Origin of the sequence: Candidatus Phyllobacterium onerii (assembly GCF_028331445.1) — a bacterium.
GTDB classification, from domain to species: domain Bacteria; phylum Pseudomonadota; class Alphaproteobacteria; order Rhizobiales; family Rhizobiaceae; genus Phyllobacterium; species Phyllobacterium onerii.
Map to the genome: position 1 here is coordinate 212743 of NZ_JAQMHX010000004.1, position 16380 is coordinate 229122.

The 16380-nt window shown below is 55.8% G+C and carries 13 protein-coding genes; 3 read left to right on the forward strand and 10 right to left on the reverse strand.

The window, feature by feature from the left end:
• Positions 1-4: 4 nt before the first annotated feature.
• A complete protein-coding gene (locus PHA01_RS11375) occupies positions 5-1252 on the reverse strand; it encodes an ROK family transcriptional regulator (protein WP_271895475.1) in 1248 nt (415 codons plus the stop codon).
• Between the two features lie 206 nt (positions 1253-1458).
• Between PHA01_RS11375 and xylF the strand changes: the two genes are divergently transcribed.
• The 3 genes from xylF to PHA01_RS11390 all read left to right on the forward strand — a co-directional run bounded on the left by xylF (position 1459) and on the right by PHA01_RS11390 (position 4687).
• Positions 1459-2502, forward strand: a complete 1044-nt coding sequence (gene xylF / locus PHA01_RS11380; RefSeq protein WP_271895477.1) for a D-xylose ABC transporter substrate-binding protein — start codon at positions 1459-1461, stop codon at positions 2500-2502.
• Positions 2503-2586: 84 nt separating this feature from the next.
• On the forward strand, positions 2587-3894 hold the full coding sequence (locus PHA01_RS11385) for a sugar ABC transporter permease (RefSeq protein ID WP_271895479.1): 1308 nt from the start codon (positions 2587-2589) through the stop codon (positions 3892-3894).
• A gap of 13 nt (positions 3895-3907) precedes the next feature.
• The gene (locus PHA01_RS11390; RefSeq protein ID WP_114431504.1) at positions 3908-4687 is read left to right on the forward strand and encodes an ATP-binding cassette domain-containing protein; all 780 of its coding nucleotides are present in this window, start codon (positions 3908-3910) and stop codon (positions 4685-4687) included.
• Positions 4688-4739: 52 nt separating this feature from the next.
• Here the strand turns inward: PHA01_RS11390 and PHA01_RS11395 are convergent, their stop codons facing one another.
• The 9 genes from PHA01_RS11395 to lspA all read right to left on the reverse strand — a co-directional run bounded on the left by PHA01_RS11395 (position 4740) and on the right by lspA (position 16370).
• A complete protein-coding gene (locus tag PHA01_RS11395; RefSeq protein ID WP_114431505.1) occupies positions 4740-5318 on the reverse strand; it encodes a NifU family protein in 579 nt (192 codons plus the stop codon).
• A gap of 100 nt (positions 5319-5418) precedes the next feature.
• Positions 5419-5907 (reverse strand): universal stress protein, encoded by a 489-nt coding sequence (locus tag PHA01_RS11400; protein ID WP_209998402.1) that lies wholly within the window; start codon positions 5905-5907, stop codon positions 5419-5421.
• 53 nt (positions 5908-5960) lie between these two features.
• On the reverse strand, positions 5961-7040 hold the full coding sequence (trpS, locus tag PHA01_RS11405; RefSeq protein WP_271895484.1) for a tryptophan--tRNA ligase: 1080 nt from the start codon (positions 7038-7040) through the stop codon (positions 5961-5963).
• Positions 7041-7148: 108 nt separating this feature from the next.
• Entirely contained in the window at positions 7149-7517 is a 369-nt protein-coding gene (locus PHA01_RS11410) for a VOC family protein (protein ID WP_271895929.1), read from the reverse strand.
• 14 nt (positions 7518-7531) lie between these two features.
• Entirely contained in the window at positions 7532-9115 is a 1584-nt protein-coding gene (gene murJ, locus PHA01_RS11415) for a murein biosynthesis integral membrane protein MurJ (RefSeq protein WP_271895486.1), read from the reverse strand.
• A 1-nt stretch (position 9116) separates the two neighbouring features.
• On the reverse strand, positions 9117-11930 hold the full coding sequence (locus PHA01_RS11420) for a [protein-PII] uridylyltransferase (protein WP_271895489.1): 2814 nt from the start codon (positions 11928-11930) through the stop codon (positions 9117-9119).
• 92 nt (positions 11931-12022) lie between these two features.
• Positions 12023-14683 carry a DNA mismatch repair protein MutS gene (gene mutS, locus PHA01_RS11425; protein WP_271895931.1) on the reverse strand — a complete coding sequence of 887 codons (2661 nt, stop codon included), beginning with the start codon at positions 14681-14683 and terminating at the stop codon, positions 12023-12025.
• Positions 14684-14867: 184 nt separating this feature from the next.
• Complete coding sequence (olsB, locus tag PHA01_RS11430) at positions 14868-15758, reverse strand: l-ornithine N(alpha)-acyltransferase (protein ID WP_417020960.1); 891 nt, start codon at positions 15756-15758, stop codon at positions 14868-14870.
• Between the two features lie 108 nt (positions 15759-15866).
• Positions 15867-16370: a signal peptidase II gene (gene lspA / locus PHA01_RS11435; RefSeq protein ID WP_271895491.1), complete on the reverse strand. Its 504-nt coding sequence runs from the start codon at positions 16368-16370 to the stop codon at positions 15867-15869.
• Positions 16371-16380: the final 10 nt, after the last annotated feature.

Below are 16380 nucleotides of genomic sequence, written 5' to 3' on the forward strand. Positions count from 1 at the left end.
CTGTTCAAATCGCCCGCTTAAGAGGCGTATCACCTGCATCGCCGGGGGCAAAAACCTGTGTATCGAGGTGAAGCAAGGAAGTCATCATGCAGCCTTGCAGGATGAGCGGATGTTCATCCGGATAGCAACGTATACTCAACTCCTGCGCTGCTCCCCAGCCGGAGGTACCGGAAACGATATCACGCAAGTCAGCTTCGATGAGGTCGAAAACAGCTGCGCCTGATCCAACCAATGCGATCGGAATGGGGTCGATCAGGGAATACAGGCTCCGCAAACCGGAACCTATTGCCTGACCTGCCTTGCGGAAAGCAGCACGTTCTTCGCCGTCGCGGGTGCGTGCCCGGTTGGCAATCTCATTATAGGTTGCAGCATCCACATCCTGTGCCGGCTGGTCTTTCTCGTCCTGACCGGATGTCCTCCTCAAAATGGCATAGTCACTGGCATAGGCTTCGATACAGCCATGACGTCCGCAACGGCAAAGTGCACCATTTGGTACATGCAACATGTGACCGAACTCCGCGGCGGAGGAGTGGGCACCGAGAAAAGGCTTGCCTTTAAGATAGAGGCCCATGCCGATCCCGTGGGAGAGGAGGATTGCCGCAAAGTCCTCGGCATAATAATCCGGGTCGATCCAGCGCAGCGCCTCTGCGATCATATTGCAATCATTGGCGACAGCGACTGCAACACCATACCGCTTGGAGAGGGCATCTCCAAAAGAGATATTGCTATCCGGAGTGATCGGCGACCATAGCATGGTTGCTCTTGCCGCGTCGGTCACGCCCTGCACGCCCATCGAAATATGCATGAGCCGGCCTGCGTTGGGCGGCCGGCTTTCGAGCAGATTGTCAAGCATCAAACATATGGAATGGATCAGATCATCCGACTTTGCATCGAGTGTTGAAACGCGGTGGAATTCCTCGGCGATCATCTGACCTTTGTAATCGAACAGAACGGCATGGACGAGATTGAGCGCGAGTTCAACGGTTGCAACCGTCGCTACAGCCGGGTTCAGCGTGAGTGCTACCTGAGGGCGTCCACGCCGATTGGCGATGATATCGCCGTCGCGGCTCTCGGCAATAATTCCCTCCGAAATAAGCGCGGTCGTGATGGCTGAGACGGTAGACGGACTGAGGCCGGTCTGCGCTACAATGTCTGTGCGAGAAAGCAGTCCGTGACGCCGCAACGTAGCGAGCACAAGCCGTCGGTTCTGCCGCCTGACGTCGTCAGGACGCGCAATCTCATCTAGGAACAAACGATTTCCTCCCAAAAACCTGATTCCAGTGCACCACAATACCCCATGCGGCGCGGTGTGCCATGCTACGAAAATCTAAGTTGACACGTAAATGCTTTTAAGTCACTATTTTTTTCGAGCCTCGAATTAAAGAGGTTTAGATGCTGGCCGGAGGTCGAGTGCCTGCATCCATTCAGTCAACGTGCTAATGCACCGGGAGGGTTACCATGAAGAAATATGCAACCGCATTGGCGGGGGCTGCTGTCCTTGCTGTATCATTTGCCGGCCCCGTTCTGGCGAAGGACAAGATCGTCGGTGTATCGTGGTCGAATTTCCAGGAAGAGCGCTGGAAGACGGACGAAGCTGCGATCAAGAAAGCGCTCGAAGCCAACGGCGACAAGTACATCTCGGCAGATGCGCAGTCCTCTGCTTCCAAGCAGTTGACCGATGTTGAAAGCCTGATTTCGCAAGGCGCCAATGCCCTCATCATTTTGGCGCAGGATTCGAGCGCCATCGGACCTGCTGTCGAGAAGGCCGTTGCTGAAGGCATTCCGGTTGTAGGCTATGACCGCCTGATCGAAAACAAGGATGCGTTCTACATCACATTCGACAACAAGGAAGTCGGCCGCATGCAGGCGCGTGGCGTATTTGCTGTCAAGCCTGAAGGCAACTACGTGTTCATCAAGGGCAGCTCCGCCGATCCGAACGCAGATTTCCTTTTCTCCGGCGCCCAGGAAGTGCTGAAAGAGGCCATCGACTCCGGCAAGATCAAGAACGTCGGTGAAGCCTATACGGATGGCTGGCTTCCCGCCAACGCCCAGAAGAATATGGAACAATTCCTGACTGCAAATGACAACAAGGTCGATGCCGTCGTTGCTGCGAACGATGGAACAGCCGGCGGTGCTATCGCAGCGCTGCAGGCTCAGGGCCTTGCCGGCACTGTTCCTGTTTCCGGTCAGGATGCCGATTTCGCAGCACTTAACCGCGTAGCACTCGGCACGCAGACCGTGACGATCTGGAAGGATTCCCGCGAACTTGGCAAGCAAGCCGCAGGTATCGCCTCGGCCCTAGCAGATGGCAAGAAAATGGAAGAAATCCCGAACGTTCAGAAGTTTGCTGGCGGCGTTAATAAAGTTGAGGTCAACGCTGTCTTCCTCACTCCGGTTCCGGTCACCAAGGATAATCTCGATGTCGTCATCGATGCTGGCTGGGTGAAGAAGGACGTGGTCTGTCAGGGTGTCAAGGCAGGTTCAGTAGCAGCCTGCAAGTAACATCGTTAAATCTGTTAAAATCGAACGCCGCTGGTCCACTGGATCGGCGGCGTTTTAAGAAGACAATAAAACTGGGAGAGTACAATGAGTGATCCGGCCATCAGCCTCGATCGGGCCCGTTCGTCGGAGCTCGGCATTGTCGCCAGATTCTTCAAGGCGACTGAGCTTGACACCCGACTTCTCGGTATGATCGGAGCGCTGGTCATTATCTGGCTTGCCTTCCAGTTTCTCTCGGGCGGTCAGTTTCTGACGCCACGCAACCTTTGGAACCTGTCTGTTCAGACATCGTCGGTTGCTGTCATGGCGACCGGGATGGTGCTGATCATCGTTACCCGTAACATCGATTTGTCGGTTGGCTCGATTCTCGGCTTTGTCGGTATGATCATGGGTGTGACGCAGGCCGAGTTCCTGCCAAGGCTTATTGGTTTCGAGCATCCGGCGACATGGATCATTGCGCTTGGTGTTGGCGTCATCACCGGCGCGCTCATCGGTGGATTTCAGGGCTTTATCATTGCATTCCTGGGCGTGCCTGCTTTCATCGTTACGCTTGGTGGTCTTCTCGTATGGCGTGGCGCTGCCTGGTGGGTTACCTCGGGCCGCACGGTTGCGCCAATGGACTCGACGTTCCGTCTTATGGGCGGAGGCCCCGAGGGTTCAATCGGTGCATTCTGGAGCTGGGTCGTTGGCGTCGTCGCCTGTGTCGCCATCGTCGGGATGATCATTAACAGTAGGCGCCAGCGTAAACGTTTCAACTTTCCCCGTCGTCCTATATGGGCTGAAGCCTTCATGGCTGCCGTGGGGTGCGTTCTTGTGCTCGGCGCAGTCGCCATTGCCAACGCATACTACTGGCCGATCGGCATCGTCCGTAAATATGCCGAAGCCAACAACATCACAATTCCCGATGGCGGGCTGTTCATCTCACACGGCATTGCAATTCCGGTGCTGATCGCCGTTGCCGCCGGTCTCATCATGACGTTCCTGTCGACGCGCACCCGATTCGGCCGTTATGTCTTCGCCATGGGTGGCAATCCGGAAGCGGCAGACCTTGCCGGTATCAATACGCGCTGGGTGACGATGAAGATTTTCATCATTATGGGGGTTCTCTGCGCCATTGCGGGTGCCATTTCCACCGCTCGCCTCAATGCGGCAACCAATGCACAAGGCACCCTCGATGAGCTCCTGACCATCGCCGCAGCTGTTATTGGCGGAACGTCCTTGGCTGGCGGTGTCGGCACCATTGCCGGTGCCATGATCGGAGCGGTGCTGATGCAATCACTAAGCTCAGGCATGGTTCTGCTCGGTCTCGATACGCCACTGCAGAATATCGTTGTCGGTCTGGTTCTTGTCGTGGCCGTCTGGCTGGACACGATCTATCGCCGCCGTACAGCTTGAGGGAGGAACAATCATGACAAACACACAAACGCCTCTCATCGATATGGAAGACATCTCGATTGCCTTTGGTGGCATCCGTGCAGTGGATGGAGCTTCGATCGATCTCTTTCCGGGTGAAGTTGTTGCGCTACTCGGTCACAACGGTGCCGGAAAATCGACCCTGATCAAGATACTGTCGGGCGCCTACAAGCGCGACAATGGTACGATCAAGGTCAACGGGGAAGAAGCGGCAATCAACAATCCGCGTGATGCCAAGGCCTATGGTATCGAGACGATCTATCAAACCCTGGCACTGGCGGACAATGTGGACACCGCCGCCAATCTCTATCTCGGCCGTGAATTGATGACGCCTTGGGGCACTCTCGATGACGTCGCGATGGAGCACAGCGCCCGCGAAGTCATGGGTAGACTCAATCCACGATTCCAGCGTTTCAAGGACCCGGTCAAGGCACTTTCTGGTGGTCAGCGGCAATCCGTGGCAATCGCACGCGCGATCTTGTTCAACGCCCGGATACTGATCATGGACGAGCCGACTGCGGCGCTGGGACCGCAGGAAACCGCACAGGTCGGCGAACTGATCAAGCAATTGAAGAGTGAAGGCATCGGTATCTTTCTCATCAGCCATGATATCCATGACGTCTTCCACCTCGCCGATCGGGTGGCGGTAATGAAAAACGGTCAGGTGGTTGGCACCGCCAAGGTTGGCGATGTCAACGAGGACGAAGTGCTCGGCATGATCATCCTCGGCAAATGCCCGCCCGGTGCGATACCGGGACCTGGCGCGGTGAACTAGACCAATAAAAAAGGCCGCTCAAAGCGGCCTTTTCAATCATCAAACTGAAAATTCAGATCGACTCGACTTGCTGAACTTCCGGAACGAAATGCTTCAACAGGTTCTGAATGCCGTGCTTCAGCGTCGCGGTGGACGATGGGCAGCCCGAGCAAGCGCCCTTCATGTGCAGGAACACGGTACCGTTTTCATAACCGCGGAATGTGATATCGCCGCCATCCTGGGCTACGGCCGGGCGGACACGCGTTTCAAGCAACTCCTTGATCGTATCGACGATCTCCGTATCGGCGCTGTCGAAGAATTCACCATCGGTTTCCCGCTGGGCGGTGTCAGCGATTTGGCTGACATTGGCCATGACCGGTGCGCCGGACATGAAATGCTCCATGATCGCGCCTAGAATGGCAGGCTTCAGGTGTTGCCATTCCGGGCCTTCGCTCTTGGTGACGGTGACAAAATCATAGCCGAAAAATACGCCGGTGACGCCCGGGACGCCAAAAATTTTGCCAGCAAGCTGTGAAGATTCGCCAGCACTTGCTGCGTCGCGGAAATCGGCGGTTCCTTCTTCAAGCACCACCTTTCCAGGCAGGAACTTCAAGGTCGCTGGATTGGGCGTTGCTTCGGTCTGGATGAACATGACGGATCTCGCGTATCTAGTTTAGAACTATTCAAATAGGCATATAGGCCTTTAAACCATTCTCTTCAAGTCAGGATTATATCACGTTTGGTCGACGTAATCAGGTAATCGCGTCGATATCCTCATCCGATAGATTATAGGGTACGACCGTGACCGGAATGGAAAAGGATTCTCGCCCTGCCAGCGATTGAACGAGCGGGCCAGGCCCGTCCTTGCCGGAGCCAGCCGCCAGGACGAGGATGGCGATATCCTGATCTTCTTCGATAAGCTTCCGAATCTCTTCGGATGTAATGCCTTCGCGAACAGCAAGTTCCGACTCGATCCCTATCGTTTCCCGGACGCTGGCGGCAAACTTGCTGAGCGTCGAATTGGCCCGCTCCTGGGCTTCCGCGCGCATGATCTGTTCAACACCAAGAAACTGCTGAAAGTCTGCTGAATCGATAACGAACAGCAGCAAGAGCACGCCGCCGGTCGTCTTGGCCCGGCGCGAGGCATAGGCAACGGCCCGCTCACATTCTGGTGTTTCGTCAATGACGGCCAGAAATTTGCGGCGGTGGCCGGCTTCGCGGCTAAGACGTCTTGATACCATGTGCGCAACCTGCCCTAAGCATTGATCGTTCGCAAGGCTTTCCCTGGCGCGGTCTAGTTCTGCAGAAATCCGACAATATCACGGACATTGCGCATCGTCTTCTCTGCAAGAACGCTCGCGCGCTCACCACCGTCTTTGAGGACGGCATCGACAAAGCCGGGGTCGGCAGAAATTCGCCGCATTTCCGCAGCGATCGGCGCCAGCTTTTCCACCGCGAGGTCAGCAAGGGCGGGCTTGAAGGTTGAGAATTGCTGTCCGCCGAAATCGCGGATCACAGTGGCCTTGTCGCTATTGACCAACGCGGCATAGATACCGACGAGATTGTCAGCTTCCGGCCGATCCTTCAATCCTTCAAGCTCCGATGGCAAGGGTTCCGAATCGGTCTTGGCCTTACGGATCTTTTTCGAGATCGTATCCACATCGTCGGTCAGGTTGATGCGCGAGAGATCCGACGGATCGGACTTTGACATCTTCTTGGTACCATCGCGCAAGCTCATGACACGTGCTGCGGGCCCGCCGATGACCGGTTCGGTCAACGGAAAGAAACTGGCAATCGTTTCATCCCCCGATTGCGTTTCAACACCAAGCCCAAGTTCAGCGATCCGGTCCGAAAAATCTGTGTTGAACTTCTGGGCGATGTCGCGCGTCAGCTCTAGATGCTGCTTCTGATCTTCACCAACAGGTACGTGGGTGGCACGGTAGACAAGGATGTCCGCCGCCATCAGATTCGGGTATGCGAACAGGCCAACGGACGCATTTTCACGGTCCTTACCTGCCTTGTCCTTGAACTGGGTCATGCGGTTGAGCCAACCCATCCGGGCAACGCAGTTGAAAACCCATGCCAGCTCGGCATGCTGGTGCACGCGGCTCTGGTTGAAAACGATGTTCTTTTTTGCATCGATGCCAGATGCGAGGAAGGCTGCGGTGACTTCACGCGTATTGCGCATGAGTTCAGCCGGGCCGCCCCAGACGGAGATGGGAGGGGTGATCGCGTGCTGGTCCACGACACAGTACATGCATTTGCTGCTTTCCTGCAAAGCAACCCAGCGACGGATCGCGCCGAGATAGTTGCCAAGATGCAGGTTGCCGGTAGGCTGGACACCGGAAAAGACGAGCGGTTCAAACGTGCTCATAAAATCGTCCTTGATCGTTCGGGGATCGGGCTTGCAGGCTCCGAAAGCAATGAAACCGAGCTTTTGGCAGAGGGAGACGCTCTATTCAAGCCCAATCGATACCAACCTTCATTTGAATTCCAGCAGATCCCATTTATTACCATAGAGGTCTTCGAACACTGCGACGCTGCCATAGGGCTCATGGCGAGGCTCTTCAAGAAAATGGACGCCCGCCTCCACCATCTTCGCGTGGTCAACGGGGAAATCGTCCGTGTGCAGAAACAATGCAACGCGGCCGCCGGTTTGATTGCCAATGCTGGCTTTCTGCGTGTCGTCATCCGCTTTTGCCAGCAATAGCCGGGCGCCATCACTCTCGGGCGCGACGACAACCCAACGTTTTGTTTCGGAGAGCGCCGTATCGTTGACAAGCGAAAAGCCGAGCACCTTCGTGTACCAGGCAATCGCCTCGTCATAATCGCGCACGACAAGTGTGACCATGCCGATGAACCGGCTCACGACACGTCCTCAGGCGCTTTTGTTCCCCGTTTCACATTCCGGCGGATCATGCCGAAGCTAGCGCCACCTGTCCCGAAAGCGAGCGCAAAGTAGAGGATCATCGACAACCCGACCAGCGACACGACTGCGATGGCTTGCGTATGCAGAGGCGCATGTGGTTCTAGCGCCGGGCCCATCCAGCGAATTGCATAGTACAGCGCAACGCCCATGAGACCGGCGGAAACAATCAGCCGTGGGATGCGGGTAAGCAAAGGAATGTCGCGCCCCCAATGTCCGCGCCAGACGAGGGTAACGAAAAGTAGGATTGCGTTCGTCCAGCCGGCGACGATCTCGGCCGTTGCGATGCCGGTCTCTGCCATGATCGGGAATAGCGTCAGCGCGAGACTGACGTTCACGATGACGGCGATGGCAGCAAAGATCATCGGTGTGCGGGTATCTTCGCGGGCGAAAAACCCCGGCAAGAAGGCTTTGATCAGGACGAATGCCGGGAGGCCGAGCCCGTAGATCGCCAGGATATTGCCGACCGTGTGCGTCGATGCGGTGGAGAAATTGCCGCGTTCGTACAGCATCCGAACGATCGGTTCGGACATTACCAACAGCGCCGCAGCAGCAGGAAGCGTAAGAAACAGTGTGAACTCGACCGAACGGTTCTGCAGGCTACCGGCTTCCTTAAGATTTCCAGAGCGCAGCGCACGTGCCAACTCCGGCAGGAGTACCGTCGCGACCGCTATGCCGACGACACCGAGCGGCAATTGATAGATGCGATCAGCATAGGCCAGAGACGAGATGGCGCCCGATTTTGCCGAAGCAATGTTCGTGTTGATCAACAGGTTGATTTGGGTGATGCCGCCAGTTACGGCGGCAGGGAAGGCGAGTATCAGCAGGCGTTTAACGTTGGCGGTTATATGGGGCAACCGGAATCCGATGGAAATGCCGGCATTGCGCACGGCAAACCAGACAATGGCCAGTTGAACCACGCCGGAGACCATGACACCCCAGGACAGTGCATAGCCCACGGCCCTGCCGTCTTGGCCCTTCCACCAGGCATAGCCGAGCACGCCGATGAGAATGACATTCAGGAAAACTGGAGCGATCGCCGCGGCGAAATAGCGATGCAGGGAATTCAGCATCCCGCTCATCATGGCGGCGAGCGACATGCAGGCGAGGTAGGGGAACATGATGATCGCCATCGATACGGTGTTGTCGAACTTCATCGGGTCAGCCACGAAGCCCGGAGCTATGACGAAGCGCACGATCAGTGGCATTGACAGTTCCATCAGGATCGTCAGGCCGAGAAGCACGGTGAAGAGGACACCGAATACCTCTTCGGAAAAACGGCGCGCTCCATCAAGCCCGTTGGCTTCGATTTCCTTGGCGAACAAGGGCACGAAAGCAGAGTTGAACGCGCCTTCCGCGAAGAGTCGCCGGAACGTGTTTGGGAAACGGAAGGCAGCATTGAAAGCATCGGCGACAGGACCCGTGCCCAAAGCAGAGGCCATCAGCATTTCGCGTGTGAAACCGAAGACGCGGCTCATCAACGTGCCAGACGCAACCGTCGCAAATTTCTTGACCAAACTCATTCTATTCAGCCGTCATGAGGATGTTTTGCCGTTGCGGCTGGGCGGTCGTGATGTCTCCTTCGCCAAAGAGAGCAAGCAGCTTCTTGCGGATACGATTCTGGCGTGTCGTATTGGTGATCTGGTGACCGACAAGATCAGTGACATAGAACACGTCGATGACCTTTTCACCGAAGGTCGTCACGTGTGCAGAGGCAATATCGAGTGAGAGATCAGAGATAGTACCGGTTATCTCAGATAGAACACCGGGACGGTCGAGGCCTTCCACTTCGATGACCGTGAATTTGTTGGACAGCGTATTGTTTATCTCGACACGCGGCGTGATGCGGAAGGCTTTGACCGCGCGCTTCGGTTTAGTGCGACTTGCCAGCATCTCGGGCAGGTAGGATTTCCCGGAAAGCACGTCTTCGATCAGCCGTCCGACGCGCATGGCCCGCCGCCGTTCATCATCGTCGGTCGGGAATTCGCGGCTAATAAGGATCGTATCAAGTGCGCGCCCGTCGCTCGTCGTGAAGATCTGCGCATCGACGATGTTGGCGCCGGCCCCGGCGCAGGCACCTGCGATGATTGAAAGCAAACGCGGATGGTCGGGGGACAGCACGGTGATCTCGGTTACACCCTCGAAATCATGGGTTTTTACCATGGTGGCGAGTGCTTTGCCGCTGGCATCGGTCTCGCGCACGAAATTGGCATGTCGAATCTGATCTTCGAGGCTGACAGTCAGCAAGTAGTTTTGATAATGCAATGCAAGATATGACTGGCGCTCGATCTGCGGCCAGGATGACAGCGCATTGTCCAGTTGGGTGCGGGCGTGATCGGTGCGGTCCTTGCGGGAGACTTCCGAAAATCCGCCAGTCAGCATCAATTCCGTTTCATAGAAGAGATTGCGCAGAAGCTGGCCTTTCCAGCCATTCCAGACCCCGGGTCCGACTGCTTTGATATCGCAGATGGTCAGGACCAACAGCAGTTTCATCCGGTCGAGGGTTTGGACAATCTCAGCAAAATCTTCGATCGTCTTTCGGTCGTTCAGATCGCGCGACTGTGCCACTCTACTCATCGTCAAATGCTGTTCGACGAGCCAGGCAACGGTTTCAGTGTCGGCCTGTGACAGGCCCAGGCGCGGGCAAATCCGCCGGGCGATCCGCGCACCGGCAATGGAGTGGTCTTCCGGCCTTCCCTTGGCAATGTCGTGAAGAAGCAGCGCCACATAGAGGACCTGCCGGTCTTTTTTCAAACCGGGCATGATCTGGTTGGCAAGAGGGTGTTCCTGTCCAAGATCGCCGTGATCGATTTCCGACATGACTAAGATGCAACGCAACAGATGTTCATCGACAGTATAGTGATGATACATGTTGAACTGCATCATCGCGACGACCTTGCCGAAATCCGGAATGAATTTGCCAAGTACGCCGGATTCATTCATTCGCCGCAGGATAAGCTCGGGGTTGCGCTCCGAGGTCAGCACTTCCAGAAAAAGCCTGTTCGCCTCAGGATTTTCCCGCAGATCAGCTTTGATCAATGACAGCGAACGCGACACCAATTGCATAGCGTCGGGGTGGAACTCGAGGCCATGCAGATCCGCCAGCCGAAACAGGCGGATTATATTGACTGGGTCTTTCCGGAAGACGTCGTCATTGGCAATGGTGATGCGGTGGTTGTCGACGACGAAATCGCTTGTGCCGGGGAGCTTTCGCTTGCGGCGCGAAAACGTGAGGAAAATCCGGTTGAAACCGGGAACGTGCTTGGCTTGCTCTTCTTCCAGAGCGGCGCAGATGATGCGTGTAAGATCACCGACCTCCTTAGCGATAAGGAAGTAGTGTTTCATGAACCGCTCGACGTCTCGCAGACCGGGATGGGCGGTGTAGCCGAGCCGCCGGGCGATCTCGCCCTGGATATCGAACGAAAGGCGTTCCTCGGCCTTGCCCGTCAAGAAATGCATATGGCAGCGTACAGCCCATAGCAGATCCTCCGCCTTACGAAAGATCTTGTGTTCCGCACGAGAAAGAACCCCCAGGTCGACCAATTCATCACTTGTCTTCACCCGGTAATAATATTTTGCAATCCAGAACAGTGTATGCAGATCGCGCTGGCCGCCCTTACCCTCTTTGACGTTCGGCTCCACCAGATACCGCGTCTCGCCCGCCTTGCGGTGACGCGCGTCACGTTCGGCAAGCTTGGCCTCGATGAAAGCGGGCCCGGTACCCTTGACCACCCCGTCATCAAAGCGTTGCACCAGTTTGGCGAAAAGGTCTTCATTCCCGCACAGGTAACGGGCTTCCAGGATGCTGGTGCGGATCGTCATATCACCCAGGGACTGGCGGATGGACTCATCCAGATTACGGGTCGCGTGGCCGACCTTGAGACCGGCGTCCCACAGCATGTACAGAATATACTCGACGACTTGCTCGCCCCAAGGTGTCTGTTTGTAAGGTAGCAAGAATAACAGATCGATATCGGAACCGGGTGCTAGTCCCCCGCGACCATAACCGCCAACCGCCACGACCGTCATCCGTTCCGCAGTAGATGGGTTCACAGCGGGATATACGTGGGTAATTGCGAAGTCATAGAGCGCAGAAATAATCTGGTCCATCAGATAAGAAAGCCGGATGGAACAGTGCGTTCCGCTAGCATCCTTCATCAGCATGTCTTCGGCCGACTTGCGACCCGCGATCAGCGTCTGTTTCACAAGCTGCAACACGTCGTTACGCTCGACGGTGGCAGTGCCCAGTTTGTTCGTTGACGTGACCAACTCTTCAAATTGGCGATGAAGCTTGGCCGGGTTGACGATCTGTTCCAGTCTCAGGTCTGAAGCGCTCATGAATACGTCTTTATGGATAATGGCCGCACGCTATAGCGCGAATTTGCGTCAAACGAAACGATTACATTTGACGCGTTTGTTGTGGAGACCAGTCAAGATGTCGTGTTCGCGACGAGGCCCTTCAACCGATAGAGCGCCTCCAGCGCTTCACGCGGTGTCATCTCATCCGGATTGATGGTGGACATAGCTGCGAGCAGACCACTATCCTTACCTTGAACAAGCTTGGGTGCTTGGCGCTTCACTTCAACGGAAAACAGCGGCAAGTCGTCGATCAGCTTGTCGGCCTTGCCAGAGGTCTCTCCTGCTTCGAGCTGGTGCAGAACATCGCGGGCGCGATTGACGACGGCTTCCGGCAGACCAGCCAAACGAGCCACTTGCACGCCATATGATCGGTCAGCTGCGCCCTTGGCGACCTCATGCAAGAACACGACATCGCCGTCCCATTCCTTCACGCGCATGGTAACGTTGCTGAGCCGTTCAAGTTTTTCTGAAAGTGCGGTCATTTCGTGGAAGTGCGTTGCAAAAATCGCCCGACATTGGTTCTTTTCGTGCAAGTATTCGACCGCGGCCCATGCAATCGAAAGGCCGTCGAAGGTCGCGGTACCGCGGCCGATTTCATCGAGGATGACGAGCGAATGATCGCTGGCCTGGTTGAGAATAGCAGCGGTCTCGACCATTTCCACCATGAAAGTAGAACGCCCGCGCGCAAGATCATCCGAGGCACCAACGCGCGAGAACAAACGATCCACAATGCCGATATGAGCAGAGCCGGCCGGAACGAACGAACCCATCTGCGCGAGAATCGCAATCAATGCGTTCTGACGCAGAAAGGTCGATTTACCGCCCATATTCGGGCCGGTCAGCAGCCAGATTGCTCCCTTGCCGGCTCCCTCTGGAGAAAGATTGCAATCATTGGCAACAAAGGGAGCGGCCGCTTGCCGACGTAGCGATTGCTCGACGACCGGGTGTCGTCCGGCCACAATCTCGAATGCAAGGCTGTCATCGACCTGCGGTCGGCAGTAGCCTTGTTCTTCGGAGAGCGCCGCCAGCGATATGGAGACGTCAAGCGCCGCCAGCGCCGCAGCACCTGCACGAATGGTGTCGGCGTTGGCCACGGTCTCATTGGTCAAGACGTCGAAAACGCCAAGCTCGATCGAAAGCGCGCGTTCGGCGGCATTTGCTATCTTGGTTTCAAGCTCCGCCAGTTCCGTCGTCGTGAACCGCATCGCATTGGCAATGGTCTGACGATGAATGAATTTGCTCTTGGCTTCATCCGTATCGGTCATGACCGAGGCATTGTTGGCGGTTACTTCGATGAAATATCCAAGCACATTATTGTGCTTGATCTTCAGCGATCTGACGCCAGTCGTTTCCATGTAGTCGGCTTGCAGGCCAGCGATGATGCGGCGCGAATGATCCCGCAGTGCCCGCATTTCGTCTAGCTCGGCATGATATGCCGGCCGGACGAACCCGCCGTCGCGTTTGAGAAGCGGCAGCTCATCGGCAAGCGCCCGGTCAAGGTGTTCGGCGAATTCCAGCGGCAATTGGCGAAGACATTCTCTCACTCGCGTGAGTTCTGTCGGCAGTTCTTTACGCTCCAGCAATTGTGCGATATCGCCGGCTGTTTCAAGACCGCGGGCGAGTGCACCCAGATCGCGTGGACCGCCGCGACCGACTGCAAGCCGCGACAGGGCGCGGGGCATATCGGGCACGGCTTTCAGCGCTTCGCGCGCCAAATCTGCCAGCGGTTGGCGAAGGAGGAAAAACGAGATCGAATCCAATCGTTCCGCGATCGCCGCCGGATCAGTCAGAGGTGAGGTCAACCGTTCCGCCAGGAGCCGCGCCCCGCTACCTGTCACCGTTCTGTCGATCGCCCGCAGCAGACTTCCTTCGCGCTTGCCGGAAAGCGTGCGCAGAAGTTCAAGATTGGCACGGGTTGCTGGGTCGATAAAAAGCGAAGAACCTTCCGACTCCCGCTCGGGCCGCATCAGTGGCGGCCGCTCGGCAATCTGTGTCTTTTCGACATAGGCGATAGCACCGGAAATGGCTGAAAGCTCGGCACGCGAGAATTGACCAAACCCATCCAGCGAGCTGACGTCAAAATAGCGCTGGATACGGCTTTCTGCCGTAGCGCTGTCAAATAGACTGGGTGGCTGCGGGCTAACCGCCCGGCCGATGACATCGAACACCGGCCGCAGATCCAGATCATGAAATACCGGATCTGCGACAATCAATTCGCGTGGATCAACACGCAAAATGTCCGCGAGCAACCGGCCCGGATCGGTTTCGCTGACGCGGAATGTACCGGTTGATATGTCAATCCAGGCAAGCGCAAAATGACCTTTATCCGAGCCCTTTACGCGGCCGAGCGTCATCAAATAATTGGCTTCGGATGGGTCGAGCAGTTTTTCTTCGGTAATCGTGCCGGGAGTCACCAATCGAACGACATCACGTTTGACGACGGACTTTGCCCCACGTTTCCTGGCCTCCGCAGGATCTTCGATCTGTTCGCATACCGCGACGCGAAAGCCACGCGCGATCAGCTTCTGCAGATAATCGTCGGCGGCGTGGACCGGTACGCCGCACATGGGAATATCGTCACCCAGATGCTTTCCGCGTTTCGTCAATGTGATTCCGAGTGCGCGAGATGCCTCGACCGCGTCATCGAAAAACAATTCATAGAAATCGCCCATACGATAGAACAAGAGACTATCGGGGTTCGTCGCCTTGATTTCGATATACTGCTCCATCATCGGCGTGGGACGCGCCAATATGTCAACGTCATAAGGGGGCTGTTCGATGATGGCTGCCAGTTCGGCCAAGACGCTCTCCTGATTTCGATCAGGAGCAATCTATTCGCTAACGGGACATTTACACACCTCTTCCGAGTTCAACCATGGCTTTTCTCCACAGATGATCGGTCCAAGTCGAAGGTCTCTAGACGAAGCGCTTCGCTTCAGCAGCGTAATGGCTGACATAGCGTTCCGAAATACGGCTGACTGGCAGAATAATGAAGACATCGGTTGTACCAAAGTCATGGTCGACCACGGCGCCGTCGCCAATCATCGCGCCAAGCCTTAAATAGCCCTTGATCAACGGCGGCATGGCGAAGAGAGCCACTTTTGGATTGATCGCTTCATTCGGAACGAGATCCATCGCATGGTAAAGTGCGGGCAATGCGCGAACGTCCCAGTCGGGTGTGGCACGGCAATTATGTTGCAGGAAGGAAAGCGGCAGTGCGTGCGCAGCAGGAACCGCTCCCTGGAAGGATGCGCAGCCAAACATCACACCAATGGAGTGATGGCGGCAATAGGTCCAGATACCTTGCCAGAGCAATTCGACCGTCCGTTTTGACCGGTATTCCGGGAGGACACAGGAACGGCCGAGCTCAAGAAAACGCAATTCCGGCTTGGCGGTAACAAGCCGTTCGATCGAAAATTCGCTGGCTGAATAGAATCCGCCGGTTTCGAAAGCTTTTTCCGAGCGCAACAGCCGATAGGTGCCTACAATCTGCTTGTGTTTTGGGCCGGCTATGGAGGTGTCATAGACAAGGAGGTGATCGCAAAAGGGATCGAAACGATCTGCATCACGCTGCTCCATCGTGGCAGAGCCCTTGGCGCCCAACTCGTCAAAAAAAACCTTGAAACGCAATTGTTGTGACGAAGCGATTTCATCTTCCGTTTGCGCGAGGCAAACCTCCATCGTGCCGATGCGGCCAAGCACCGACGCAAGGTGTGGCGCCGTAAACGGCGAGGGAGTTGAATCAACGTGCGACATCACGCGTTGATCTTTAGTGATTGAAGCCGGTTCAAGCAAGGCGATGGTCATATCGATTTGGCTCATCCAGGAGATTTATCGGTATTCGTTCGTTCGTTGAATACAACAATTGGATGACGGCTACATGACGTGACGATGGGCTAATTACCCAGTTTCGCTTCAATTTTTGCCGGTTCGCCCGCGGTCCGTCCGCCGATCGCGCAACCAGACAAAAATTTCCTCGATTACAACCAATGCTGCGCCAACCGATATGTAGGCGTCAGCGAGATTGAAGACGGCAAACGACCATGACGGCAGGTGGAAAAGAAAATAATCTATGACATACCCATGCAGGATGCGGTCGATGAGATTGCCGATCGCACCACCAATGATAAGGGCAAAACCAAACCGTGAAATCCAGCGCGTGGACGCCGTGCTCCACCACAGATAACTGACAAAACAAATGACGATGATCGTCAGGCCTATCAGCGCTGTATCTCCGAACCCGCTTAACATCGAAAAGGCGATCCCATCATTGTGCACGCGAAACAACGCTAAAAAAGGCAAGAGATCGATTTGCTGCTGGTAGTCCATGCCAGTCTCGATGAGATACTTGACGATCTGATCACTGACCGTGGCGAAGGCGATGATGGCCAGAAGACTGTAGAATGCTTTGCTTTTCATAAATCCATTT

Coding starts and splice junctions, on each gene's coding strand:
- PHA01_RS11410 (WP_271895929.1), bottom strand. CDS start 7,517: ATGGTCACACTTGTCGTGCGCGATTATGACGAGGCGATTGCCTGGTAC.
- olsB (WP_417020960.1), bottom strand. CDS start 15,758: ATGACCATCGCCTTGCTTGAACCGGCTTCAATCACTAAAGATCAACGC.
- mutS (WP_271895931.1), bottom strand. CDS start 14,683: ATGATGGAGCAGTATATCGAAATCAAGGCGACGAACCCCGATAGTCTC.
- PHA01_RS11395 (WP_114431505.1), bottom strand. CDS start 5,318: ATGTTCATCCAGACCGAAGCAACGCCCAATCCAGCGACCTTGAAGTTC.
- PHA01_RS11420 (WP_271895489.1), bottom strand. CDS start 11,930: ATGAGCGCTTCAGACCTGAGACTGGAACAGATCGTCAACCCGGCCAAG.
- xylF (WP_271895477.1), top strand. CDS start 1,459: ATGAAGAAATATGCAACCGCATTGGCGGGGGCTGCTGTCCTTGCTGTA.
- PHA01_RS11390 (WP_114431504.1), top strand. CDS start 3,908: ATGACAAACACACAAACGCCTCTCATCGATATGGAAGACATCTCGATT.
- lspA (WP_271895491.1), bottom strand. CDS start 16,370: ATGAAAAGCAAAGCATTCTACAGTCTTCTGGCCATCATCGCCTTCGCC.
- PHA01_RS11400 (WP_209998402.1), bottom strand. CDS start 5,907: ATGGTATCAAGACGTCTTAGCCGCGAAGCCGGCCACCGCCGCAAATTT.
- PHA01_RS11385 (WP_271895479.1), top strand. CDS start 2,587: ATGAGTGATCCGGCCATCAGCCTCGATCGGGCCCGTTCGTCGGAGCTC.
- murJ (WP_271895486.1), bottom strand. CDS start 9,115: ATGAGTTTGGTCAAGAAATTTGCGACGGTTGCGTCTGGCACGTTGATG.
- trpS (WP_271895484.1), bottom strand. CDS start 7,040: ATGAGCACGTTTGAACCGCTCGTCTTTTCCGGTGTCCAGCCTACCGGC.